The following is a 23,610-nucleotide window of genomic DNA, read 5'->3' as shown; positions in this document are numbered from 1 at the left end:
GCGGTCCCCAGTGGCGGGCCCTCGCGGGGTCCTCGATCGGTGGCTTCAGGCCCGGTCCTGCAGGGAGGCGACGAGGGTGCGGATGTCGGTGCGCGGGCCGCGGTTGTAGGGCAGCTTGGAGAGCATCATGCCCATGGCGCAGGTGTTGCTGAGGGCAGCGAAGGTCAGTCCGGCGCCGATCGCGGTGCCGATCAGGTGCACACCGGGGACGAAGAAGCCCACGACGCCGCTGACGAGGACGACCGAGCCGGCGATGAGGCGGACCTGGCGTTCCAGTTCCCAGCGCTGCGGGCCGCGGTCGACCGGGGCGCCGGAGGATTCCCAGGCCGCCATGCCGCCGTCGAGGACCCGCAGGCCGGGCAGGCCGACCTCGGCGAGGGCTTTCTCCGCCTGCGTGGCGCGGGCTCCGGAGCGGCAGACCAGCACCACGTTCTCGTCGAGGTGCTTCCCCAGCTCCATGCGGTGCTCGCGCAGGGTGTCCAGGGGCACGTTGCAGGCGCCAGGGATGTGACCGGTCTGGAACTCGCCGGGCGTACGCACATCGAGCAGGCGGGGGCCGTCGCCTGTCGTGATCAGGTGCTGAAGGGCGGCCGGCGTGAAGACGGAGGTGCGGGAAGCGTCAGCGGTCATGAGAACTACTCCGTGGAAAGAAGACGAAAGAGGAGAAGGAAAAGGGAGGGGAAGCGGAGAGCCGGCACACCCGCGCACGGGCGCCGGGGCACATGGAGGTGCCGCGGGGTGCCGACGTCCGGAGGAAGCGGGCGGTGTCGCCTCAGGCGGACACGGGCGCGTTCAGCAGGGCCCAGGCGGTGTAGCCGCCCAGTACGTCGGAGACATCGGTGAAGCCGTGGTGACGCAGCAGGCTAGCGGCGATGGAGGAGCGGTGGCCCCCGGCACAGTGCAGGACCAGCGGCCTGTCACGGGGGATCTCGTCCAGTCGGCCGGGCAGTTCTCCGAGGGAGATGTGCAGGGCACCCTCGATGAACCCGTTCTCGCCGCGCTCACCGCAGTTGCGGACGTCGACGACGACCGGCGGGTTCTCCCCTTCCAGTACGGCGCGCAGCTGTGCGGCGGTCAGGCGGCGGGCCGGGGCGATCTCCTCAGCCATGGCGGCCATCGCCTCGTCGGGCGCGGCCAGGTATCCGGCCGCGCGGTCGAAGCCGATCCGGGCAAGCCGGGTGACGATCTCCTCCTCGCGATCCTCGGGCGCCACGACCAGCAGCTCCGAGCCGAGCGGCAGGACGGTGCCAGCCTGCTCGGCGAACCGGCCGTCGGCCGGGACGTTGACCGCTCCGCGCACATGACCGGCGGCGAACTCCTGCGGGTCACGCGCGTCGACGACCACGGCTCCCGCGGCACGGCGGGCCAGGAACTCCCGCGCCTCCAGCGCCCGCGGCGCGCTCTCCGGGTCGAACAGCGCGCGCTCCCGGCGGTTGAGGTCCGCGTCGTAGGCGAAGTACCCGGGAGCCACCGACTGCCCGGCGGTGACGATCGCGACGAAGTCCTTCTCGCTCATCGGCGCGCACGCGTAGTTCGTCGCGCGCTGCTCGCCGATCGTCGACTGCCGCTCGGTGGACAGGTTCTTGCCGCAGGAGGAGCCGGCGCCGTGCGCGGGGAACAGGCGCACCTCATCGGGCAGGCCCATCAGCTTGCGCTGCACGCTGTCGTGCAGCATCGCGCCCAGCTCCTCGGCGCCCACTCCGGCCGAGGCCAGCAGGTCGGGGCGGCCGACATCGCCGATGAACAGCGCGTCACCTGTCAGCACCCCGTACGGGACCGTGTCCTCGGCGTGCTCGTAGACCAGCACGCTGATCGACTCGGGGGTGTGCCCCGGGGTCTCCATGATCTCCAGCGTCACCTCGCCCAGGCTGATGGTGTCGCCCTCGGCCAGCCTGCGGATCTCGTACTCGGTCTCGGCCCGCCGCCCGTAGCCGATCCACGCGCCGGTGCGGGAGGCCATCTCCAGGTGACCGGCGACGAAGTCCGCATGGAAGTGCGTGTTGATCACACCGACCACGGTGAAGCCGCGGGCCCGGGCATCGTCCAGATACTCCGACACGTCCCGGCGCGGGTCCACGACCACGGCCCGGCCGGTGGCCTCGTCGGCGATCATGTACGACGCCTGGGAGAGGCACTCGAGGTAGTACTGCGAGAAGAACACGGAAACCTCCAGAACAAACACAGGTGGATACCCCCTGGGGTATTCGGCAAGCCGAAGGGCGGCCCCACGCGAGAGTGGGCGTGCGGGGCGGGGTGCGACTCGCGGGACCCGGCTCGGCCCGTTCGGCGGCGGCCTCGGCCCCCGATCGCGACAGATACCCCATGGGGTATTACATCTTCGACCGTACGAAGCCCCGCCCGCCTTGTCAAATACCCTGGGGGGTATCAGAGCAGTGACGGGTGGCCACCGGTGGACACGCCGGACGACCGCTCTCGGCCACTTCGAGGACCGGCGGCGCGCCCTGCGGCAAGAGGCCGCCGACGCGCGCCTTGCGGGTGAATCCCGTACGGCCGGCGCCTGCGGGCCGCCAACCGTTCCGCGCAGGGGCGGCCGTCCCGGCACCGCGACACGGACCCCGTGCGGCCCACGCCGCCGGCCGGACCGAAGTCGGGATTAATACCCCGAGGGGTATTGTTGTCGAGGCCGAAGGAGGATGACGTGCAAATGGACGAAGAATCGATGCAGCCCGTCCTGAACCGCCTGCGGCGGGCGCAGGGACAGCTGGCCGCGGTGATCACGATGATCGAGGCAGGACGCGACTGCAAGGATGTCGTGACACAGCTGGCCGCCGTCTCCCGCGCCTTGGACCGGGCCGGATTCAAGATCGTCGCCAGTGGAATGCGGCAGTGCCTCGCGGGGGGCCCTGACGCCCCGCCCATGTCACAGGAGGAACTGGAGAAACTCTTCCTCGCCCTGGCATGACCGCCGGCGGAGCGGCGCGGCTACCGGCTCTCGGCGCCCCGCCGCGCACGACTGCCGCCGTAACGGTCGTCGCGCCGGCAAGACCAGTAACAGGACACGCCGCATCCTCCATCACGCAAAGAAAAGATCTGACACGCAAAGATCTGAGCCGCGAGGAGCGCCAAGTCCGTCATCGGCGACCGGCGTCCCGCAGACCGTGCGCCCCAGGGACCCGCCGGCTTCCGCACGCCGAACCCGGCAGGGAACACACCCGGCCGGTGTAGAGCTTCGTCGTCAGCAGGCCGCCGCCCCCGAGGAGGAGCCCGCGCCGGAAGGAGCCGTTCTCGTGGAGGCTGCGCAAGTCGTCCGGCTCGACGGCCTCCACAGCGGAACGAGCGGCTCCCCGGAATTCGCGCCGCCGAGAAACGCCGTCTGAATCCGTCGTCCGTCCCGCCGTACGCGCTCCGCCTTTCTTCCCGACGCAGCCTGACAGCCGTGTCCTTGACGGGCAGGGCCGCTCCACCCGTAACTACCCCCGCAGTTGATCGTTGCCCACCCGTAACGGCGGCCGGAGCCGCGGAGGCCGACGAACGTGGACAGGACAGCGAAGCTGATGAATGTGAACAGGACAGCCTGCCCCGGGCAACCGCCCGCACCGCCCGGCCCGGGCATGCTCGCCCACTCCCGCGCCCTGCGATTCTGGCTGGACCCGGCCAACCTCGACCAGGCGGGCCCGGTCGTCCGGACCAGGACCGGTCCGGCGATCGCCTACCAGGTCAACGACCTGGCGCTGCTGCGCAAGGTCGGCAGTGACGAGGACACCTTCCGGTTCTGGGGTCCGGACACGAGCCTGCGCGACTTCACCGAGGACGGGGTGGTCGGCCTCGAGGGGGCCGCCCACCGGGAGCGGCGCGCCGTGATGAGGCCCGCGTTCGCCGCGTCCCGGCTCACCTCTCTCGGGCCCAGCGTCCAGGCCCGTACCCGTCAGCTTCTGGCTGACCTGCCCGCGGACCGGCCGCTCGACATGCGGGTGGAGATGAGCCGACTGGCCTGCGGCCTCCTCGTCAGCTGTGTCCTCAACAGCGAGCTCCCTCCCGACACCCTGTCCAGGATCGCGGCTGCCCGCTCCACCCTGTCCGGCGGCATCTTCTGGCGCTACGCCCTCGCCCCCTGGCCCTGGGTGCCCGTGCCCCGGCGCCGCGCTTGCCGCCGCGCGCTCGCCGAACTGGACAAGGCCGTCCGGCAGGTACGAACGCACCACCGGCCCGACCCGGACGGTCATGACCTGGTGTCCCTGCTCGAAGCCGCCGCTCCCGGGGACCCCCATGTGGTGCAGCGCGACATTCGCGCTCTGCTGATCGCCGGCATGGAGACCAGCGCTTCCACCCTCGCCTGGGCCTGCTACGAACTGGGCCGCCACCCGCACTACCAGCAGGCGCTCCAGGACGAAGCCGACGCCGCGCCCGACACGAGCCGCCTCCAAGCACACCAGCTCCCGCTCGCGACCGCCTTCGTTCAGGAAGTCACCCGCCTCCATGGGATCCCGTTCCTGGTCCGCCGCACCCGCCACCAGACCTGCCAGGGCAATGTACGGATCCCGGCCGGAGCCGTGGTCACCCTGCCTCTGGGGGCCCTGCGCCGCGACAGGAACCGCTACACCGACCCGGACGTGTTCGACCCGCGGCGCTGGCTCCCCGGTGCCGAGCCTCCACCGGCGCACGCCGCGCTGCTCGCCTACGGTCTGGGTCCCCGCTACTGCCCCGCCGCGGCCGCGGCCGATGCCATGCTGCCCGTCGCCCTGGCGACCCTGGCCTGCTCGCGCACGCTGCGCCCGGCACAGCCGGGCCGCAAGATCGGCGTGAGCCTGGAACTCACACCGACGCCCAAGGGCCTGACCATGTACGCCACGCCATGCGAACCTCGGCTCGCCGGCACCGGGCCGGCGCACGGTACGGACACCGCTTCCCGTTCCGGGGCGGCTTCCACCGAAAATGGACATGCGTGACCCGCGCCCTCCTGCGCCCCGCCGCTCGTGTCCGGGACCGGTCAGGCCGCCGGCATGGTCCTGCGGCTACGGCAAGGCCGTCGGCGGTACGGATCGCGTGCTCGCGAGCCGCGCACAGCACGACTCCGGGGGACGGGCGCCGCGGGCGGGGCCGGCTTGCAGCAGGATTCCTTCGGTGAGCCGCGCGGCGGCCTTGTCGACTCCCAGGGCCGTGGACACCGGGGGCATGAGCCTCAGCAGGAGCCACCGCGAACGTGGCACCCCGCACCACCACCAGCCGTGTCCTTTGCAGCCTCTCCCCCGCCCCAGGGGCCGTACCAGCCTTTCAGGGCGGGAACGGAAGCGGCCAGGGCGACCGCGCGGCGGTCACGCCAGCACGCCCTTCCGCCTCAGGAGCGGGAGCACGTGGTCCCGCACAGCGGGGGCGAGGTGGAGGCCCTCCTCGTCACCGGACACCCACCGCATGTGCGCGAGTTCGGCTGCGGGGCTCGGTGTCCCACTGAGTAGTGCCTCGAAGACGGTCATTCTCATGGGGACACCTTCCAGAGCCGCGATGGACTCGACATCGGCCAGGAGCCTCGGCTCCAACGGCCGGACACCGAGCTCCTCCTCGAACTCCCGCGTCAGCGTCCCCAGGGCGTCCTCGCCCGCGTCGGGCTTCCCGCCGGGAAGGTAGAAGATCCCGGGCGCCGCCTTCTTGCTCACCACCAGGAGCCGTCCGTCCTGAACGACCACCGCCGCGACGACGACAAGGGGCTCAGTCCGTACCGGCGAATCGGCCGCCGTGTTTCCTTGGTCCATACATACGATTCTGCCGGAGGGGAACCGCGGACCGCGCCTGGCCCCCGGAGGGAACTCCGGGGGCCAGGTGTCGTCGGTGGCCAGGCTCCGGCGAGGGCTTCACCGCGGGACCTGTGGCGGTGTCCGTGCGGTGGACGGCCGATCAGCTGCCGTCGGACCGTCCGTAGCCGTAGCCGTCGTCCCCGTACCCGTAGCCGTCGTCCCCGTGACCGTAACCGTCGTCCCCGTGACCGTAGCCGTAGCCGTCCGTGGGGTGCGGGGAGGGCGAGGGGGAGCCGCCGTGATCCTTGTTGGTGAGAGTGCAGGTGACCTCGTCACCGGCGGCAAGGGTCACCCGGTCGTCGACGACCGGCACGGCCTCGCCCTCGGAGTCGGTGCACTCCCAGCCGGCCGAGCGGTAGCCCGCGGGGCCGTCGGACTCACCGAGGGTGTACGTGCCGGAGGGCACCGGCACGTCCGTGACGTCCTCACTGCCGCTCGTGCCGGAGAGGTTCTCGGGCCCGTCAGCGGTCAGGGTCCAGTCCCCGGGTTCCGCGGTTCCGCCGTGCTTGTTGACGACGCGCTTGACCAGGGTCAGCCGGGACTCGTCCTCGTCCTGGCAGCTCACGGTGTTCCGTACGGTGAACGTGTTCTCCGCCCGGGTGAGCTGCGCCTCGTAGGGCAGTGCCTCGTCTGCCGCGCTGCCGTTGGCCGAGACGAGCCGGCTGCTCTCCAGGGTGCACGCGTCGGGGACGGTGGTCGTCTCGGCGATCGTCGCGGTGTCCCCGAGGTTGTAGCCGTCACGCTCCTCACCCCACTCCTGCGGGGTGGCGCCGTCGGCGCCGGGGCCGGTCAGGGTGAGATCCGCGTCGAAGCCGTCCGGGCGGTCGTCGTGGGCGTACGTCTCCCCGTCGATGCGCCATTCCTTCTCGACGGTGATCCCGGCTTCCTCGTCCTCCTGCGGCCGGTTGTACATGGCGCAGCTGATGGCGGAGAGCCGGGGGACGTCGACGGTGAAGGACGGGTTCGCGGCCGTTCCGGTATTGGTGACCTGGACCGGCTCGCCGGTGTCGAGGTCGGTGCAGACCGCGTTGAGGCCGCCCTGGGTGACCAGGTCGTAGCCCGGCCGCTGGTCTTCGGTCACGTCGATGGCGGCGGTGTCGGTGCCGGCCGGGTAGACGGGCTCGAAGGAGACCGCGCCGGTGCCGTCGGCGGTGGTCACCTGGGTGTCGGGCAGACCGCCGATGCCGGGGGTCGTGGTGGTCGCGGTGAACTCCCAGCCCTCGCCCGCCGGCACGGCCCCGGTGATGTCCTCGCCGGTGTTGCCCTCGGGCACGATCTGCTTGACGACGGACAGCGTCCCCGCGCAGTTGCTGAGCGCGAGTTCGGTCAGGGCCTCACCGGCCCCGGCGAAGTCCGCGGTCTGGTAGTAGTCGGCGGTGAGCGGGTTGGTCCCGTCGAAGGCCTCCGGCCCGGAGATGGCCCGGAGGTTCAGCCCCGAGACGCCTTCGACGCCCCGGCCGACGCCTACCGCCACCACCCGGGAGCCCTCGGCCTTGACCGCGTTGGCGGCGAAGATCCCGCCCTCGACGTCGGCGAAGTGGGTGTGCGAGCCGTCGCCCTGGCGGGGGTTGTCCCAGTAGGTCGGGTTGCCGTCGGTGAGGACGACGACCGCGTCGTAGTGCGGTTCGGCCTTGGCCACCGCGTACAGCCCCTGGTCCCAGTTGGTGCCTGAGCCCAGGGTCCAGTCGGCGTACAGGTCCTTGAAGGCGTCGGCGCCGGCCTGTGTGGAGAGCGGCATCAGTTCGGGGTAGTTGGTGGTCCCCGTGCTGGGCGATCCCCGGTCGAAGGAGAAGAGCGCCATCCGGGAGGGGGTCTGTGCCAGCGCGTCGGTGAATCCGTCGGCCGCGGCCTTCAGGGCGGGCAGCGCGCTCCCGACGGACGCCGAGAGGTCCAGGACGAGGGCGACGTCCAGGCCGCAGGTCTCGGGCAGGTCCGGATTGTTCCGGGACTGCTGCCAGATACCGCCGGAGGCGACGTACGGGCTGGCCGCGTAGTCGGTGCTGAACATGAAGTCGCTGGTGGAGGAGTAGACCTGACCGTCCTCCAGCGCCGGCGTCAGGAACCGGTACGGGGACCGCACCGAACCCGATCCGCTTCCCGCCCCGGTCCGCAGGAAGGTGTTGGTGTACCAGCCGGGAGGCACTCCGTCCTCGGGCTGGCCGACGTAGTAGCGGGCGCCTTCGTTGGCACCGCCGTCGTCCGTGTCCGGCACGACGAAGTTGCAGTCCCCGTCGGCGTCCGAGGTGCACCGGGCCCACGCCGCGTCGATGGGCGTGGTGGCGTCCTGCGAGGCGTACAGAGCCAGTTGCACCCCGGCGAGCGGGCCGACGGTGGAGTCGCCGGTACGGTCGCCGCCCGTCTTCACCGTGACGACGGAACTGCCGGGCGTCGGCGGCGGTACGGTCGCGGGGGCGGCCCCCAGCGACGCGGCGAGGGCGACCGCACCCGCCAGGGCACGGCCGACGGCCCGGCGCCCCCCGATACGGCGGCCCGGTACGGCCGGGCCCTTCATGAACACACGCATGCTTTCCCCTTTTGAGGTGTATGGGAGGAAGCACACGTAAGCAGAAGTCATGGGTGTTATGCGGTGATTGATCCATCCGAAGGCGATGGCGCGTCTTCAGTCGCCTGAACCGCTGATCGGACAACCGGATCACCTGGTGGCAAGCGCGTGCCGGACCTGCTGCCGGGCCGCTCCAACGACGGCCGTAGCGGGGGGTGTCTGCCCGGCGGCGTCGGGACGGGCGTCCGGAAGGTGCTGCGCACCCGGTACTCCGCGCGGCGGCGCCGCTCGGCGGCGGCAGTCCGTGAGGAGATCGCGCGGCAGGACCGGGCTCGTGGCCTGAAAGCCCTGTCGAGGGGGGCGGTGCGGCGCCGGGTCGAGTGCAGCCGGTCCCGGTCCCGCCGGTCGCGGCGCGGGAGGGAAGGGAGGTGGTTCGTCCCCTCCGGTCGGCCGGGGGTGTGCCGCCCGCTGTCACCGGGCTGTTGGAGCGGGTCCAGGTCGGTCACACCCCGGTGGAGGTGCTCGTGGCCGACGAACGACACCGGCTGACGGCCGGCCGTGTCCGACGGTCGCGGTCGATGCGGCCGGCCGGTGCGCGGCCGGCCTGGCCGTGACACCGGAGGCACCGTCGGCGGCCTCGGCCGGGCTGCGCCTGGCGCACACGGCGACGGACGAGCGGCCGTGGCCGGAGCGGCTGGGCGTGGAGGCGGTGCGGCCGATGAGCGGGGAACCGGGCGGGCTGTACGCCGGCGATGCCGCGGAGTCCGAGAGCGAGGCCCTGCGCCGCAGCTGCGACCGGCACGGCACCGGCCTGCGCTACCGGCCGGCTGTTCCACTTCCGTGGGGGAGGAGCGGCGCGCCCGACGGCGTGTCCGCAAGGGAGACCTCCACCGGGCAGAGGTGGTCTCGCCCGGTCCGGGTGATCGGCCTGCGCTGACGGCGTCTCCTTCAGGGGGCCCGGTGATCTGTACGGTGCGAGGGGGTTATCCGTACATTCGGGTCCGTGAACGGGTCCATCGACTACGCCAGATGTTCGCTCGACGAACAAGACCTCACCGCCCGGCGCGGCATCCTGCCCGGCCTCGGCATCGCCGGCGAGCGCGTCCATCCCGACCACGGGCTCACCGGTACCAACCGCGGCCGGCCCGGCCCGGCCCGGGCAACCGCCGCCGCACACGCCTGCGACCCCCTGGTCGTCCCGGCACCGGAACGGCTCGCCCGCTCGGCCCCCGACGCCCGCGGTATCGGCGACTCGCTCACCGCCCGCGGCGTCAAGCTCTCGCCCGACGGCGCGCTCCACGGCCCGGGGGACCCGATGGACAAGATGTTCTTCCACATCCTGGGTACGTTCGCCGGGTTCGAGGCCGGCCTCCTGCGGATGCGGACCCGTGAGGGCACGCCCGTGGCGAAGGCCGAGGGGAAACCGCGCGGCAAGCAGGTCGAATTGACGATTCGTCAGCAGACTCACCCGGTCAAGGGGCACCGTAGCGGCGAGCGCGCCATCGCCGGCCTCACCGGACTCTCCTCCGTCGGCAGGGCCGCGGTCCACAGCGTCCTGGAACGCCACCGGACCTCCGTGGCACCGACGGCATCCGGCGGGCGGTGACGTGCTCCCTTTCGTCTACCGGATCACCGAGTACGATCCCGCCGACCGTGATGAACACGGCAGCCACGTCGGCACCGCCGGAGCGGCCGGCGACCACGGACCTGCCGAATCGGCCTGTCTGCAGGCCGTGGCCGCGTTCGCAGAACACGCCGGCATCGACCGCTTGGCCGTCCGGGAGCCGCAGATCACACCCGGCCTTGCCGACTTCGGCGCGGAGCCGGCCGTCGAAGGGGACGGACCGGCCGGACTCTTCCCGTCCGGTCCCGCAGGCTTCCACGACGGCGCGCAGGTCTCGCTCGCCCTCGGCCTGGAACTGGTCCGGGCGATGCTCCGTGACAACGGCGCCTGGTGCCGCCTCGAAGTGGAAGGCAGGTTCACCGTCCACGTCGGATGGGACCGGTACGTCTACATCGGCAGCAGCGGGCCCTGCGAGGAAGCTCTGGCCCGCACCCGCGCACTCGGCCTGTTCCCGGAACGTCTGGACGCTTCCCCCTATGACGCCGACTACGACGAGCCGCGCGGACAGCGCCCTGCGGACGACGTCTTCTGGGCCCGGCTGCGCTGGTGCGTGGCCATGCGCCAGGCAGCGCTCCTGGAGGAGACCTACGCCGGTAACGCCACCCGCTGGCACCGGCTCGACGACGGCACCCTCGACGAGGTCCGCGCCCGGCTGACCCCCCGCGCTCGGCTGGCCGTCTGGCCGGACCTGGCCACCGGCGTGGCCGCCGTCCTCGCGGGTCTCCCCCAAGAGGGCCTGATCGAGCCCGTTCGGGAGGACGCAGACGGGCGGATCACGCGGACCACCACCGACGAGACCCGGTTCACGGGGATCGCAGCGAAGATCACCGGCGCCCGCGCCGCAGCCGCTCTGTCCGTGTGCACCGACGGACGCCGGCCTCTGTTCACCGCCGTCCTGCCCGACAGCGACGGCGTCCTGCGAGCCCGCTGGAGGACCGAACCGACCCCGAGCGACCGCCACTGGGCCGTCCTCAGGACTCTGCACCGAGGCCAGGTCGTCACCGGAACGGTGACCGAGATCGCCGGCTTCGGTGTCACGTTCGTGGACATCGGCGGCTTCACCGCGATGATCAACATTCCTGAACTGTCCTGGCGGCACATCAACTCCCCCACGGACATCGTCACTGTCGGCCAGGAGATCACCGCCGAGATCCTCGACGTCGACATGGTCGCGGAGTGTGTGCCGCTGTCGCTGAAGGCACTGCAGCCGGATCCGATGCTGGATCTCGCGCAGCAGGTCGGCCAGATCGTCACCGGCCCCGTCACGAAGCTCGTACCGTTCGGCGCCTTCGTCCGCATCGAGGACTCCGAGGACGGTTTCGAGGGACTGGTCCACAACACCGAACTGGCCGACGAGCACGTGGAAAGGCCCGAAGACGTCGTCCAGGTCGGCGAAGCACTCACCGTCAAGATCCTCGAAGTCGACCCCACTCGGCGCCGGATCGCACTGTCGCACAGGCATGCGCTCGCCGTTGCCCCGGAGAGGCACCGTCACGCCTGACGAGGAAGTCGGCTCGCTACGGCCCGCAGCGGGCGTGCGGAGGACTGCGGACATCAGCGCAGAGGACTGCGGAATCCGACAGCCGGATCCTGTCGGTCCCGGGTTTCGTTCTCAGAACCCGTTCTCGCTCGGAAGCGGGACGGACGGACCCCCAGGAGGCCGGTACCACGAACCACGAAGAAGGCCGGAGGGCCGTCCTGTCACGGAATGATCGTGATCTTGCCTACATGCGTACCGTCTTGGAACGTCTTCTGGGCGGCGTGGATGTCGTCCAGGGGGAAACCGGCCGCGATGCGCGGCCGCACACCCCCAGCGCGGGCCAGACCGGCCAGGGCCGTGAAGTGGGCACGGGTGTGCATGGAGGAGCCGATGAGGCGGAGGTTGTGCAGGTAGAGGCGCCGCAGGTCGAAAGTGACGACCGGGCCCGCGACGGCGCCGGCGACGACCCAGCGCCCGTTCTCCCGCAGAGCAGGCAGGAGCCGCTCCAGCCACGGTCCTCCCGCCACGTCCGCGACGGCGTCCAGGCCGCCGGGAGCCGCTGCGGCCAGCCGGCGTTCCAGACCGGCCCGGTCCGCGTCTCTGGGCAGCGTCGCAGAGGCGCCGGCCTCCTCCAGTGCGGCGGTCTTGGAGCCGCTGGTCAGCGCCACCACCCGCGCGCCCCGGGCAGCGGCGAGCTGCACCAGGGCCAGGCCCACCCCGCCTGAAGCCCCGGTGACCAGCACCGTCTCGCCCCGGCGGATCTCCGCACGCTCCAGCATTCCCATCGCCGTGCCGTAGGCGACCGGAAGGGCTGCGAGCTCCTGATCGGAGAGCGGGGATGCCTCCATGTCGTGCAGGCGGCCGGCGTCCACCACGACGTACTCGGCGAAGCCGCCGTCCCTCTCGCTGCCCAGCAGACCGACGGGCGGGGCGTCCTCGCCGTCGTCGGCGTAGAAGGCCGGATCGACCAGCACCCGGCGTCCCGCCCACTCCGCCGGCACGCCTGCGCCGACTTCGCTGACGCTGCCCGCGATGTCGCCTCCCTGCACCAGCGGGAACTCCAGCGGACCCCGCCACCCGGCCTTCGCCTCCGGGCGCCCGGGCAGCCCGTACGCTCCTTCGCGCGTCCACACGTCCGTGTTGTTGACCGCCGCCGCGGCCACCCGGACCAGGACCTGTCCCGGCCCGGGCTCGGGCAGCGGCCAGTCATCCCGCAGCTCCAGTGCTTCCATGCCTCCGTGCCGGAGCAGGACGGCGGCGCTCATCACACGTTTCACCATGACTTGGTCACCCTTCGCATCGACTGGCCGGGGCGGCTACCCACATCCTCCACGCCGACACCTCTGCCTGCATGTTCCGCCCAGATCGACCGGTACGGGTCAGAGATCACCCGACCGGACACGCCGCATGAGGTCCCGGCAGCCCGGGGCCTGCGGACGTACCCCAGAGAATTTCGGGGACCTCGCCGATCTCGCCGTCCGCGGCCGGAGCCAGCGGCCTGCCGGGCCCGGACGACGCCTTTCCCCCGCCCGGCGGCGACCACGCCCCCCTGAGGCGGATCCCCCGATGCTGCACGGCCCTCCCCCGGCCAGGTGCGCCTCAACGACCGTCGCCGCACGGCGAACCACCCGGCCGCGCCGCCGCACGAACTGGCCGCCGCACGTTCCACCGCGGCGGCTGGAGCGGGCGCCCTCCGGAGTGCCGGAGACGACGTCCGGGCGGCCGGTGTCCACGTCGTATCCGGGGGCCCGAGCCCGGCCGGCAGGACCCGCCGCCGGGACCGGATCGCCTTGAGATGGCGCCACAGCAGATCGGCGCGGTGGTCGACGGTGCGCGTGGACGGCAGCAGACGGCGCTGATGGACAAGACTGGTGGACAAGCGGACAGGCGTCCTCGGAGCGTTCTTCGGTTGCGGTCCCGCATTTCCAACAGCCGCCGGGAGCACCGAGGTTACGCCCGTTCAGCATTGCCCACGGGGGGTGGCTTCCGTGGTCACAGCCTGGTGGTGAACCGGCCGTCGGGCTGTTTCCGCAGCCGGCCGCGCATGAGGCCACCACCGGCAAATGATCTCTGCCGCGGGCAGCCCACGACCAGCACAAGCACCTGGAACAGGGTCACTGGGCCGGGATCGGCTGGGTCAGGTTCACCGGGTTGCCGTCAGGGTCCTGGATGTGGGCGACGCGCTGTCCCCACGGCATGTCGTCGGGGCCGCTGCGGACCGAGCCGCCCAGAGCCTCCACACGGCCGAGCGTCTCGTCGATGTCGTCGACACCGATGCTGAGCAGGATCCGTGGCGCCGCCCCGGCCCCCAGGTCCGTCTTGGCGACCAGCCCGAGGTCGGTGTCGCCGATGCGCAAGCCTCGGTAGAAGGCGGGCCCTTCCTTCGGTACCCGGAAGATCTCCTCGGCGCCGAACAGCTTCGTGTAGAAGTCCAGCAGGACGTCCTGGTCGGTGGTCAGGATCACTGGCTGAATGGTGGACATGGCACTCCTGTCGAGAACGGTCGTGTCGCTGGGCAGACCGTTCGCGGACGGTGAACTCATCGGCAAAGCCGCCCTGCCGGACGAGCCGCGCCCCGGACTGCCGCCCACGGCCGGGCGGGGAGGGCCTGCGGGGCTCCTCGCGCAGGCATCGGCACCCGGCCTCCTCTCGCCCGTCGCGCTTCCCGGAGGAAGAAGAGCTCATGACGACCGGACACCTGAACCGATCTGCTGTCAGGCCGTCCTGTCCGGACCCGCACGCGGCGGGCTCCTCGTGAAGACATCCGTACGGCGGTCACCGTGGCCGCCCCCGTCTTCGCCCCGGCCCTTTCGTTCGGCTCGCCGGCTCCGGCCGCCTCCACCTCCTCCCCTCGGTTTTCTACGGCCTCGGACGCGCCGGGTGATTCCAGAGTCGTCATCGCCCGGCTCATGTCCATACCCGTGACGCCTCCCGGAGTGCGAGCCGCCGCCCGCACGGTGCTCAGCATCAGCGTCCCCGAGGAGACGCGCCGGCCCCTTGGTGCCGGCCGGTACCGAATCACCGCGTGAGCGGGCAGCGCCTTTGCGCGGGAAGCTCTGACAGCGGTTCTCGTCAGCGCCGCCCCGGAAAGCGCTGGGTAATCCGTGGGCCACGCACGGTCGGGGGCTTCGCCGAGGTGTCGAACCGCTTCGGTCCCGATGGGGCCGCGGAGGCCGGCGGCCCGGGCGGCGAACCGGAACAAGGCGGCCTCGGACGGTCTCACAAGCGCACCCGTGGCCCCATGGGGCCATGGGGCCATGGGGCCATGGGGCCATGGGGCCGCCGAGTACGTGTCCGCGCCCCCGGCCTCTCGTACGACACGCCGTCTTCGTGGCAGCGAGTCAGCCGGGGGCGTGCCACCCCATGGCAGTCGCGAGGCCGCCAAGCGCCATCGCCGTGTCCGTAGCACGCCACAGCCGCGAACCCGTGAACGGCAAGAACAGCGCTCTCCCGCTCAACACGCCTGACACGCTCCCGACGGGACGAAGCCGGCACATCACAGCGGGCGCACCAAGGAGCGCACTTGCAAACCTACCTATCAATAGGTAGGTTTTAGGCATGGGCAACGCCACCACTCCAGCCATCCTCGCCACGGGGCCGGGCCGGGGCCTCCCCGATCGCACGGCCGCGGACAGGCCCGGCCCGGCAGCGAACCCGGGAGAGGGCTACGGACCGCCCGGCCCCCATGGTTCGGGCAAGAACACCGCCGCCCGGACGCTCACCACGACGCTCCACCCCTCCCGGGGTCCCGCCCAGGCCGCCGGGGCCCGACACCACCCGCGGCTCCGGACCGGTCCGCCACCGCACCGGGGCCGCCTCCCAGGGCGCCGCCCTCGACCCCCTCATGTCCACCCTCGAACCGCTGCGCCCGCAAGGACGGCTCCGGCCGCTCACCGTCCGGCGGGCCCGCACACGCCGCGCCGGACCCCTCACCGCCAGGGCAGCTGCCCGCTGCCGGGCGTCCTCGTCGCTCTCGCCGTCCTGGCGGCGGGCGCCGCCGCGGCCCACCTCGCCCTGACCCGCCGCACCCGTACAGGAGTCTGACCACCATGCCCCGCCAGACCGACACCCGCGCCCGTGCCCGCGACGAGTTCGCCCGCCGCCTCGCCGACCACGGCTACCCCGGCGTCTCCCTCGACGACATCGCCAGAGCCGTCGACGTGAAGAAGGCCAGCCTCTACCACCACTTCCCCGGCGGAAAGCCCGCCCTGTTCATGGAAGTGGCCCACCACTACACCGAGGAAGCCGCAGCCCTCCTCCAGGGAGCCCTCGCCACCCCCGGCACCCTGCGCGACAAACTCCTCGCCCTCGACGACGACCGGCGCGCCGAGGTCTCCCACGCCTACGTCCGCGGCCTCATCCAGCCCGTCACCGACCTCATGACCCAGGCCGTGGCCACCGGCGAACTACGGGAAGCCGACCCCGGATTCCTCGCCACCGCCTTCATGGAACTCGCCGCCACCGTCCGCCCCCCACAAGACGACAGCACCCCGGCCACAGCCGACCGCCTGGCCCAGGACGTCGTCGACCTCTTCCTGCGAGGAGCCGCCCCCGACACCCCCTGACCCGAGCAGCCCTTTCCGCGCAAGAACGAGCAAACCGGAAGGACGGCCGCCGGTTAGCCTGGAGGGCGCACAAACCTGCGTTACAGCCGATATCAGGGCAAAACCACCGGAGGAGAGCATGCGGTCGGCCGAGCACGCCGCCACGGTCGATTTCATCGAACGTTCCCTGCACACCGATCTTCACCTCGACCGTGTCGCCGCACGCGCGGGCTACTCGCCCTATCACTTCCATCGTTCCTTTCGCCGTACGTTCGGCCTGACCCTCCACGCCTACATACGCCGCAGGCGGCTCACAGAGGCCGCGCGAGCGCTGGTCGCCACATCCGAGCCGATCATCGACATCGCCATGCGCCACGGATTCAGCGGTCAGCAGTCGTTCACCAACGTCTTCTCCGCGCACTACGGCACACCTCCGGCGGCCTGGCGACGCGCGCAGCGGTTCTTCCCGCTGCTCCTGCCCTACCGGTTCGACGAATCCGAGTGGCAGCTGAGCCGCGCCGGGAGCGGCTTGGACGTCACCGACCGGGCGGATGCCGGCCTCCTCCTTCCGCTGTCGCTCGCGGCGGTCGACATGCTGCCCGCGCTCGACGTCGAGCAGCACACCGGGGCGCTCGGCCGGCAGGCCGACACCCGCCAGGTGTTCTTCGCCCACCGCGAGGGACAGGGCGCGGCAGCGATGACCGTCGACTCGGCGACCGGTCATATCGAGTACCTCGCCGTGCATCCGCTGGTCCGCGCGTCGTCGGTGCTGTCCTCGCTGCTGCGCGCGGCCCAGGACCGTCCGCGGCTGTCCATCACCACCTTCCGGGACGGCGACAGCGCCGACCTCGGCCACCGCCGGGCCCTGCTCCGTCTCGGTTTCCGGCCCGCGCCCCTACGCGTGGAATTCGGCTACCCCACACAACTTCTCGAGTTCGAACCGTCAGGAGCATCTCTGTGACCCCCGAGTCGTCGGACGCCCATCAGGCGGAAGCCGGCCACCTCGCCGCCACCCTGCGCCGCCTGGAACGCAAGATCGAGTCGGTGACCGGAACCATCGAGACCCACGACAGCAACTACCGCGGTGTCAAGGCATACATGGCCGAGAACCGAGGCGAGCTCGACCCCGCCGAGATGTACCGGAACGAACTCCTCCTGCGGGACATCGACGCCGAGGGCGCTCACGCCACGCGCCTGCGCGAGCGGCTGAAGGCCATGCGGGAATCCCCCTACTTCGCCCGGCTCGACTTCACCCCGGACGCGACCAGCGCCCGGGAGGCCCACTACATCGGGCGTAACGCGCTCCAGGACGCCGAGGGCACGGCGGTGGTGGACTGGCGGTCCCCGCTGGGCGGGGTGTACTACGAGGCCGAGCTCGGCCGGGCGAGCTACGAGGCGCCCGCCGGGAGGATCGGCGGGCAGATCGAGCGCAAGCGCCAGATCAAGATCGAGGACGGACTGCTGCGGTTCGCCGTCGACACGGCGGACGCGGTCCGTGACGAGATCCTGCTGGAGGAGATCGGGCGGACGACCGACGCCCATATGCGTTCCATCATCGCCACCATCCAGCGTGAGCAGAACGAGATCATCCGTAACGAATCGGACCGTACCCTCGTCATCCAGGGCGTCGCCGGGTCCGGGAAGACCTCGATCGCACTGCACCGCATCGCCTATCTGCTGTACCGCCGGCGTGGACGGCTCCGGGCCGAGAACATGGCCATCGTCTCGCCCAACGGCCTCTTCGCCGAGTACGTCTCGGACGTGCTGCCCGAGCTGGGCGAGGAACAGATCGCCTCACTCGGCCTCGCCGGTCTCGCCCGTGCCCAGCTCCTGCGACACCGTCTGGACTTCACCGAACCGGTCGACCCGGTCGAGCCCGGCGACGACGCGGCACGGGAGCGCGCATCGGGCAAGTCGACGTGGTCGTTCCACCGGTGGCTGGAGCGGGCCGTGGACGAGGCTGTCCCGCTCTGTTTCGAACCCCGCGACCTGCACGTCAAGGGGTGCAGGGTCGAGGCCGAGGAGCTGCGCGGGCTCTACGGGCGCATGGCCTCGCTGCCGGTGCGGACGCGCCTTCGCGAGATGGCCGAGTTCATCTGCAGGCGGGACCGCCAGGACCGGGCCTTCGCCACCACCTACCCGCGGCCCGGCGAGGTGGCGAAGGCGCTCACCGCCATGCTGACCGCCAGAAGCGCGCGGGCGCTCTACCGCGAACTGTTCCGGCGCGAAGACGCCCCGGCGGCGTTCCGGACGCCGGCGGCGGGGACCCTGGAGTGGGCGGACGTCTACCCCTTCCTCTTCGTGGCGGCCCGGTTCGACGGACTCGACGCCGACGAGCGGATCCAGCACCTCATGATCGACGAGATGCAGGACTACTCACCGACCCAGTACGCGGTGCTACGGCAGCTCTTCCGATGCGACATGACCGTTCTCGGCGACGTCGGCCAAGCGCTGGGGAACACCGAGAACTACACCGTGGACGACCTTGCGGGGCTGTTCGACGACGCGCGGGTGATGGAGCTGAACCGCAGCTACCGTTCGACGACCGAGATCATGGAGTTCGCCTCGAAGATCCGGGGACACCGGGTCGCGACGATCGACCGCCACGGCCACGAGCCCCAGGTGCTCGGCTTCGACACCAGCGAGTCGGAGACCGGGTGGATGGCCGAGGAACTCGGACGGTTCCGCGCCGCCGGACGCGGCCGCCTCGCGGTCATCACCAGGTCACGCTCGCAAGCACAGCTCCTGCGGCGACAGCTGTCGAAGAAGCTGGAGGAAATCCTCCTGGCGACAGCCGACTCACGCGGCGTGCTCGGGCACGACATCACGGTCATTCCCGTGACGCTCGCCAAGGGCCTCGAGTTCGACGAAGTGATCGTCGCCCGGGCGTCGGCGCAGGAGTACAGCTCCGCCGCCGACCGTTCGCTGCTGTACATCGCCTGCACCCGCGCGCTGCACCGCCTCACCGTGACCCACACCGGCCCGCCCAGTCCACACCTGCCGAGATGAACAGGGCCGGCCGCACCGGCACCGGAACCGCCCCCGGGAGCGCACGCGCCGCGGCAACCGGAATGTCGTTTGCGCCGCGGCGGGGTTGTTCCTACCCTTCTCGTCATGCGCCGGTAAGCCCGCGGTCCCTCATGCCTCAGCCGCTCGACGGCCCCTTCGCGATGCCCGGTGCCGGCGGCCTGCGGACCGGCGTGTCCGTCGCCGGGCAGGTGCGCTCTCCTCGTCCTTGGGAGCGGACGTCGCTGGCGGGCACCGTCCGGCGAACGGCTCCCGTCCCGGTACGGGCGCCGTCGCACCTGTGCGCCCGGGATGCCGGCACCCATGCCACCGGAAACGACGAAAGCACAGCCATGTTCGAAGAACTGTCAGTCCTCAACACCCGTCCCCCCGTCTACTCGCAGGTCACGACCCCGGACCTGTGGACCGATCCCCACATCTCCGCGCGCATGCTCGCCGCGCACCTGGACCCGCACGTCGACCTCTCCTCCTACCGGGCAGAGCATCTCGAGAAGATCGCCGCCTGGATCATCAGCCGCTTCCACGTCCGTCCGGGCCTGCGCGTCGCCGATTTCGGCTGCGGTCCGGGCCTGTACACCACGCGCCTCGCCCGCACCGGGGCGGACGTGACCGGGCTGGACCTGTCCTCCCGCTCGCTCGATCACGCGGAGTCGCTCGCCCGCGCGGACGGTCTGTCCGTCCGCTACCTGGAGCAGGACTACCTCTCCTACCGGGACGAGGCACGGTACGACCTGGTCATCATGGTGATGCGCGACTACTGCGCGCTGACCCCGGACGGCCGGCGGGCACTCCTGCGCACGGTCCGCGCCCATCTCGACAGCGGCGGCTCCTTCGCCTTCGACGTCGACTCGGCGGCCGCGATGGCCGGCGTACGCGAACAGGCGGCCTACGCGCCGTCCCTCATGGACGGGTTCTGGTCCGACCGGCCCTACTTCGGCTTCCACAACACCTACCGCTACGAGAGCGAGCGTGTGTCGCTGGACAAGTTCGAGATCTTCGAGACCGACAGGACCAGAACCTACTTCAACTGGGTGCGCTACTTCACCCCGGACGAACTGACCGGTGACCTGGTCGACGCCGGTTTCGCAGACGTCGAGATCCTCGGCGACCTCACCGGAGCCCCTACAGCAGCGAGGCACCGCAGTTCGCCGCCATCGCCGTCAACCGCTGAAGGACGCCGGGCGCGAGCCGTACGCAGCCCGCCCGTGCCGCGGCCCGGCCGGGCTCGGCGGTGGACTCCACCGAGCGGCCCGTCCTCAGGGCTGCGGCACGAAGCACCGCAGGCGGCGAGGGCACGCGGTCACGGGCTGCGGATCGCTGCGATTCGGCCAACTCCCGGACGGTTGAGTGCCCTTGCGCGGCGGGGGTCGGTGTATCCGGCATCCGTGCGCTGCCGCCCGGCGCCTGAGTTCGACTCCGTCCGAAATACGTGTGTTCGAAAAGCATAGGGCCCTCGTTGAGCCTGGCGACTCGCCTGCCGCCCGTTCACCGGAGGACACCATGCATCCTGCGCCCGTACCTGAGCACGACGTGCCGGCCCTGCTCCCCCGGCCCGAGGAGCCGTGCTGCGACGCGGCCGGCCCTCGCCCGGCCGCCGCCACGGGCAGCCCGGCGCGACCGGATGGGCGGTGGCGGTCGTGACCGGCTCCCCCGAGGACGGCACATCGTCCGAGACGGGCCCCTCGTCTTCCGAAACGCTGCTGTTCGGCGGCGAACTCGCTTACGACCAGGGCTGGAACCGGCATCATGACTCCTGGCTGAAGCTCGGTCCGAAGACGATGGCCCTCTCCCTCCCCCGGCAGGTGCGTGTCGCGATCCGCCTCGCGCACCGGGCCGACCGGCGCGCACTGTACGCCGTGGCCGTCAGCGAGGCCGGACGTGGTCTCGCGCAGGCGGCCGCCCTGGTGACGGTCAACGCGCTGCTGGCCGAACTGCTGGCGCCGGGGGCCGTCGAGGAGCGGTTGCGCTCGGCCTTGCCGTCGATGGCCGCGGTGGGGCTGCTCGCGGTGATCGGGTCGGTGCTGGCCTCGGTGTCGGCCGCGGCCACCGGGATCCTGGAACCGAAGACGCAGAGGGTGGCGACCGAGCGGTACCTGGCCCTGGTCGCACGCGTGGAGTTGGAGGCGGTCGAGGACGACGCCTTCCACCGGCTGATGGACTCCGCGCAGTACGGCGCGGACTCGGCACGGCGGATGGTGGTGTCCTGCGCCGCGGTGGTCACCGCGGCGATCTCGCTGATCGCCGCGGGCGGGGTGCTGGTCGTCCTGCACTGGACGCTGCTGCCGCTGCTGGCCGCGATGGCGGCGCCCCGGGCGTGGAGCGCCCTGGCGATGGCCCGGCACCGTTATGTGAGCTGGCACCGGTTCGTCCAGCATGTGCGCGCCGCCCAGATGATCAGCCGTCTGCTGATCGACCAGCAGGCGGCCGGGGAGGTCCGCGTCCACGGCGTGGGACCGTTCCTGCTGAAGCACTTCCGGGGCATGGCCGAGACCAGTGAACGCGAGCAGACCCGGCTGGCGAAGGCCGGCATGCGCATCACGCTGGGCGCCGACACGGCCGCCGGCCTGGCGGCGCTGGCGACCTACGGGGCGCTGGGGCTGCTGCTGTGGCACGGGCAGACGGAACTCGCGGTCGCCGGCACCGCCGTGCTGGCGATCCGCACCGGCTCGGCGGGTATCACCGACCTCGTGGTACGTGTCACCGACGTCCAGAGCGAAGCCCTGTTCGTCGCCGACCTGGAGAAGCTGTGCGAGGAGGCGGCACGGCGCGCCATCCCGGCCACCGGACAGGCCCTTGCCGAGCGGGTGGAGGAGATCCGCTTCGAGAAGGTCACCTTCACCTACCCCGGTGCCGACGCCCCTTCACTGCACGAGGTGGACCTGGTCATCCCGCGCGGCCGCACCGTGGCCCTGGTCGGCCCCAACGGGTCGGGGAAATCGACTCTGGTCAAACTGCTGTCCGGGCTACGGCTCCCGGACAGCGGGCAGGTCCTGTGGGGTGAAGTGAGCACCGCCGAAGCAGACCGCGCGCAAGTCTTCGACCGTGTCGCGATGGTCGCCCAGGACTTCTACCGGTGGCCCTTCACCGCCCGGGTGAACATCGGCATCGGCCGTCCCGCCGCGCCGATGGACGACGAGGCGATCGCACCGGCTGCCGCCTACGCGGGCACCGACGACATCGTCAAGGGTCTGCCCCGGGGGCTGGACACACTGCTCGCGCGCGGGTACCAGGGCGGGCAGGATCTCTCCGGCGGGCAGTGGCAGAAGGTGGGGCTGAGCCGCGCCCGGCACCGGGACGGCCAGGTACTGATCGTCGACGAGCCGACCAGCGCTCTCGACCCGGCCGCCGAGCAGCAGGTCTTCGACCGGATCCACCGTCTGGCCGGCGCCGGGCGGACCACCGTCCTGATCACCCATCGTCTGCACAGCGTGCGCGAGGCCGACTACATCTACGTCCTGGACCGGGGTGAGGTGGCCGAGCACGGGACCTTCGCCCAGCTCATGGATCCGGCCACGGGGACCGGCGCGTTCCGTGACGCCTACGAACTGCAGGCGCGCCAGTTCCGTTCCCCCTCCCTTCCCGGGCAGCCGGGCCCGGAGACGGTGGAAACGCCGGCGGGGGGACCGGCCACCGCGTGAACACGCCCCTCCTGTCCGGCCTGCCGCACGCCGCCCCGCTCTGTCACCGACCCGCTCCGACCAGCCGAAGGTGAGCCCCATGTCCACCGCACACGCCACCGGCGCAGCCTGCACCGCTGTGATCATCGTCAACAACCGCGGCCAGTACCTCCTGCATCTGCGCGACGCGCACAAGCCGATCTGCGACGCGGGAACGTGGTCGCTGGTCGGAGGGGGCCCCGAGGAGGGCGAGAGTCCGGACGGGACGATCGCCCGCGAGATCCTCGAAGAGACCGGCCTCGTCCTGCCCGAAGTGACCCCGTACACCACCACGACGGCCCACGGCCCGTACGTCACCGAGGGGAACATCCACCTCTACACAGCCCGTTGGGACGGCGACGCCCGTTCCCTCCCGGTGTCCGAGGGAATCATGTTCGCCTGGTTCGACCTCACCACCATGGACCAGCTCTCCATGTGCCCGTGGGCCCACGAAGCGATCAAGTCCCATCACGCCGCCCATCCCCTCCAGCCGGTGGCCGGGCCACGGCCGGCCACCGGCCACGGCGGTGCGGGGGCGGTGAAGAACGTGGTCGGCGCACACCTCTTCCTCGAACGGAACGGCTCCACCCTGCTCGGTCTGCGGCACCCGGACGCGGCGTTCGCCGGTGACATCTGGCATGTCCTCGCTGGCCATGTCGAGCAGGAGAGCGCCCGTGCGTGCCTGGTCCGTGAAGCGTACGAGGAGGCGGGGCTCGTGATCGGCCCGGCCGACCTCGAACTCGTCCACACCGTGCACCTGCTGGACGACCGGGAAGGGGCCGAACCCCGTGTCCAGTTGTTCTTCGCCGCGTCCCGGTGGACCGGCGAACCGGAGGTGCGGGAGCCCGGCAAGTGCACTGCATGGGCGTGGTGGCCGCTGGACGGCCTGCCGGAACCGATGGTCGCCTACGCCCGTGCGGCGATCGACGGTATCCGCGCCGGAACCGCGTACACCGAACTCGGCTGGGATATCCCGGCCGCGCGAAGGACCCCCTGACGTGGCCCTCCCCGCGCCCTCGGGCCACC

The 23,610-nt window shown here is 71.5% G+C and carries 17 protein-coding genes; 11 read left to right on the top strand and 6 right to left on the bottom strand.

What is annotated here, in order from left to right; genetic code table 11:
* Positions 1-45 precede the first annotated feature (45 nt).
* Together CP967_RS33675 and CP967_RS33670 are read right to left on the bottom strand one after the other, a co-directional pair.
* Positions 46-630, bottom strand: a complete 585-nt coding sequence (locus CP967_RS33675; RefSeq protein ID WP_150491598.1) for a rhodanese-like domain-containing protein — start codon at positions 628-630, stop codon at positions 46-48.
* Between the two features lie 142 nt (positions 631-772).
* A complete protein-coding gene (locus CP967_RS33670) occupies positions 773-2,161 on the bottom strand; it encodes an MBL fold metallo-hydrolase (protein WP_150491597.1) in 1,389 nt (462 codons plus the stop codon).
* A 504-nt stretch (positions 2,162-2,665) separates the two neighbouring features.
* Between CP967_RS33670 and CP967_RS33665 the strand changes: the two genes are divergently transcribed.
* Both CP967_RS33665 and CP967_RS33660 read left to right on the top strand, forming a co-directional pair.
* Entirely contained in the window at positions 2,666-2,923 is a 258-nt protein-coding gene (locus CP967_RS33665; RefSeq protein ID WP_373300441.1) for a metal-sensitive transcriptional regulator, read from the top strand.
* A 592-nt stretch (positions 2,924-3,515) separates the two neighbouring features.
* Positions 3,516-4,907: a cytochrome P450 gene (locus CP967_RS33660; protein ID WP_150492174.1), complete on the top strand. Its 1,392-nt coding sequence runs from the start codon at positions 3,516-3,518 to the stop codon at positions 4,905-4,907.
* Positions 4,908-5,273: 366 nt separating this feature from the next.
* Here CP967_RS33660 and CP967_RS33655 read toward each other — a convergent pair whose 3' ends face one another.
* Both CP967_RS33655 and CP967_RS33650 read right to left on the bottom strand, forming a co-directional pair.
* The gene (locus CP967_RS33655) at positions 5,274-5,708 is read right to left on the bottom strand and encodes an NUDIX hydrolase (protein WP_150491595.1); all 435 of its coding nucleotides are present in this window, start codon (positions 5,706-5,708) and stop codon (positions 5,274-5,276) included.
* 142 nt (positions 5,709-5,850) lie between these two features.
* A complete protein-coding gene (locus CP967_RS33650; RefSeq protein WP_150491594.1) occupies positions 5,851-8,274 on the bottom strand; it encodes a VWA domain-containing protein in 2,424 nt (807 codons plus the stop codon).
* 589 nt (positions 8,275-8,863) lie between these two features.
* Here CP967_RS33650 and CP967_RS33645 point away from each other — a divergent pair.
* The 3 genes from CP967_RS33645 to CP967_RS33635 all read left to right on the top strand — a co-directional run bounded on the left by CP967_RS33645 (position 8,864) and on the right by CP967_RS33635 (position 11,378).
* On the top strand, positions 8,864-9,190 hold the full coding sequence (locus CP967_RS33645) for a hypothetical protein (RefSeq protein ID WP_150491593.1): 327 nt from the start codon (positions 8,864-8,866) through the stop codon (positions 9,188-9,190).
* Positions 9,191-9,256: 66 nt separating this feature from the next.
* Positions 9,257-9,859 carry a recombinase family protein gene (locus tag CP967_RS33640; RefSeq protein ID WP_150491592.1) on the top strand — a complete coding sequence of 201 codons (603 nt, stop codon included), beginning with the start codon at positions 9,257-9,259 and terminating at the stop codon, positions 9,857-9,859.
* Position 9,860: 1 nt separating this feature from the next.
* Positions 9,861-11,378, top strand: a complete 1,518-nt coding sequence (locus CP967_RS33635; RefSeq protein ID WP_150491591.1) for a S1 RNA-binding domain-containing protein — start codon at positions 9,861-9,863, stop codon at positions 11,376-11,378.
* A gap of 200 nt (positions 11,379-11,578) precedes the next feature.
* On the opposite strand, the gene CP967_RS33630 is transcribed toward CP967_RS33635, so the two are convergent.
* Together CP967_RS33630 and CP967_RS33625 are read right to left on the bottom strand one after the other, a co-directional pair.
* Positions 11,579-12,637 (bottom strand): zinc-binding dehydrogenase, encoded by a 1,059-nt coding sequence (locus CP967_RS33630; protein WP_229888597.1) that lies wholly within the window; start codon positions 12,635-12,637, stop codon positions 11,579-11,581.
* A gap of 834 nt (positions 12,638-13,471) precedes the next feature.
* Entirely contained in the window at positions 13,472-13,840 is a 369-nt protein-coding gene (locus CP967_RS33625) for a VOC family protein (RefSeq protein WP_150491590.1), read from the bottom strand.
* Positions 13,841-15,406: 1,566 nt separating this feature from the next.
* Between CP967_RS33625 and CP967_RS33615 the strand changes: the two genes are divergently transcribed.
* From CP967_RS33615 to CP967_RS33590, 6 genes are all read left to right on the top strand, one after another.
* Positions 15,407-15,922 carry a TetR/AcrR family transcriptional regulator gene (locus CP967_RS33615; protein WP_150491589.1) on the top strand — a complete coding sequence of 172 codons (516 nt, stop codon included), beginning with the start codon at positions 15,407-15,409 and terminating at the stop codon, positions 15,920-15,922.
* Positions 15,923-16,040: 118 nt separating this feature from the next.
* Entirely contained in the window at positions 16,041-16,862 is an 822-nt protein-coding gene (locus CP967_RS33610; RefSeq protein WP_150491588.1) for a helix-turn-helix domain-containing protein, read from the top strand.
* Positions 16,859-18,910 carry a HelD family protein gene (locus CP967_RS33605; protein ID WP_150491587.1) on the top strand — a complete coding sequence of 684 codons (2,052 nt, stop codon included), beginning with the start codon at positions 16,859-16,861 and terminating at the stop codon, positions 18,908-18,910. Before CP967_RS33610 ends, CP967_RS33605 begins: the two co-directional genes overlap by 4 nt.
* Before the next feature lie 350 nt (positions 18,911-19,260).
* Positions 19,261-20,376, top strand: coding sequence for an SAM-dependent methyltransferase (locus CP967_RS33600; RefSeq protein ID WP_150491586.1), 1,116 nt, complete (start codon positions 19,261-19,263; stop codon positions 20,374-20,376).
* A gap of 330 nt (positions 20,377-20,706) precedes the next feature.
* Entirely contained in the window at positions 20,707-22,566 is a 1,860-nt protein-coding gene (locus tag CP967_RS33595) for an ATP-binding cassette domain-containing protein (protein WP_373300443.1), read from the top strand.
* A 79-nt stretch (positions 22,567-22,645) separates the two neighbouring features.
* Complete coding sequence (locus tag CP967_RS33590) at positions 22,646-23,581, top strand: NUDIX hydrolase (RefSeq protein WP_150491585.1); 936 nt, start codon at positions 22,646-22,648, stop codon at positions 23,579-23,581.
* The last annotated feature ends 29 nt before the right edge of the window (positions 23,582-23,610 follow it).

The sequence above is a fragment of the Streptomyces nitrosporeus genome (assembly GCF_008704555.1).
Classification (GTDB): Bacteria; Actinomycetota; Actinomycetes; order Streptomycetales; family Streptomycetaceae; genus Streptomyces; species Streptomyces nitrosporeus.
This window is presented reverse-complemented; position numbering and strand designations above follow the sequence as displayed.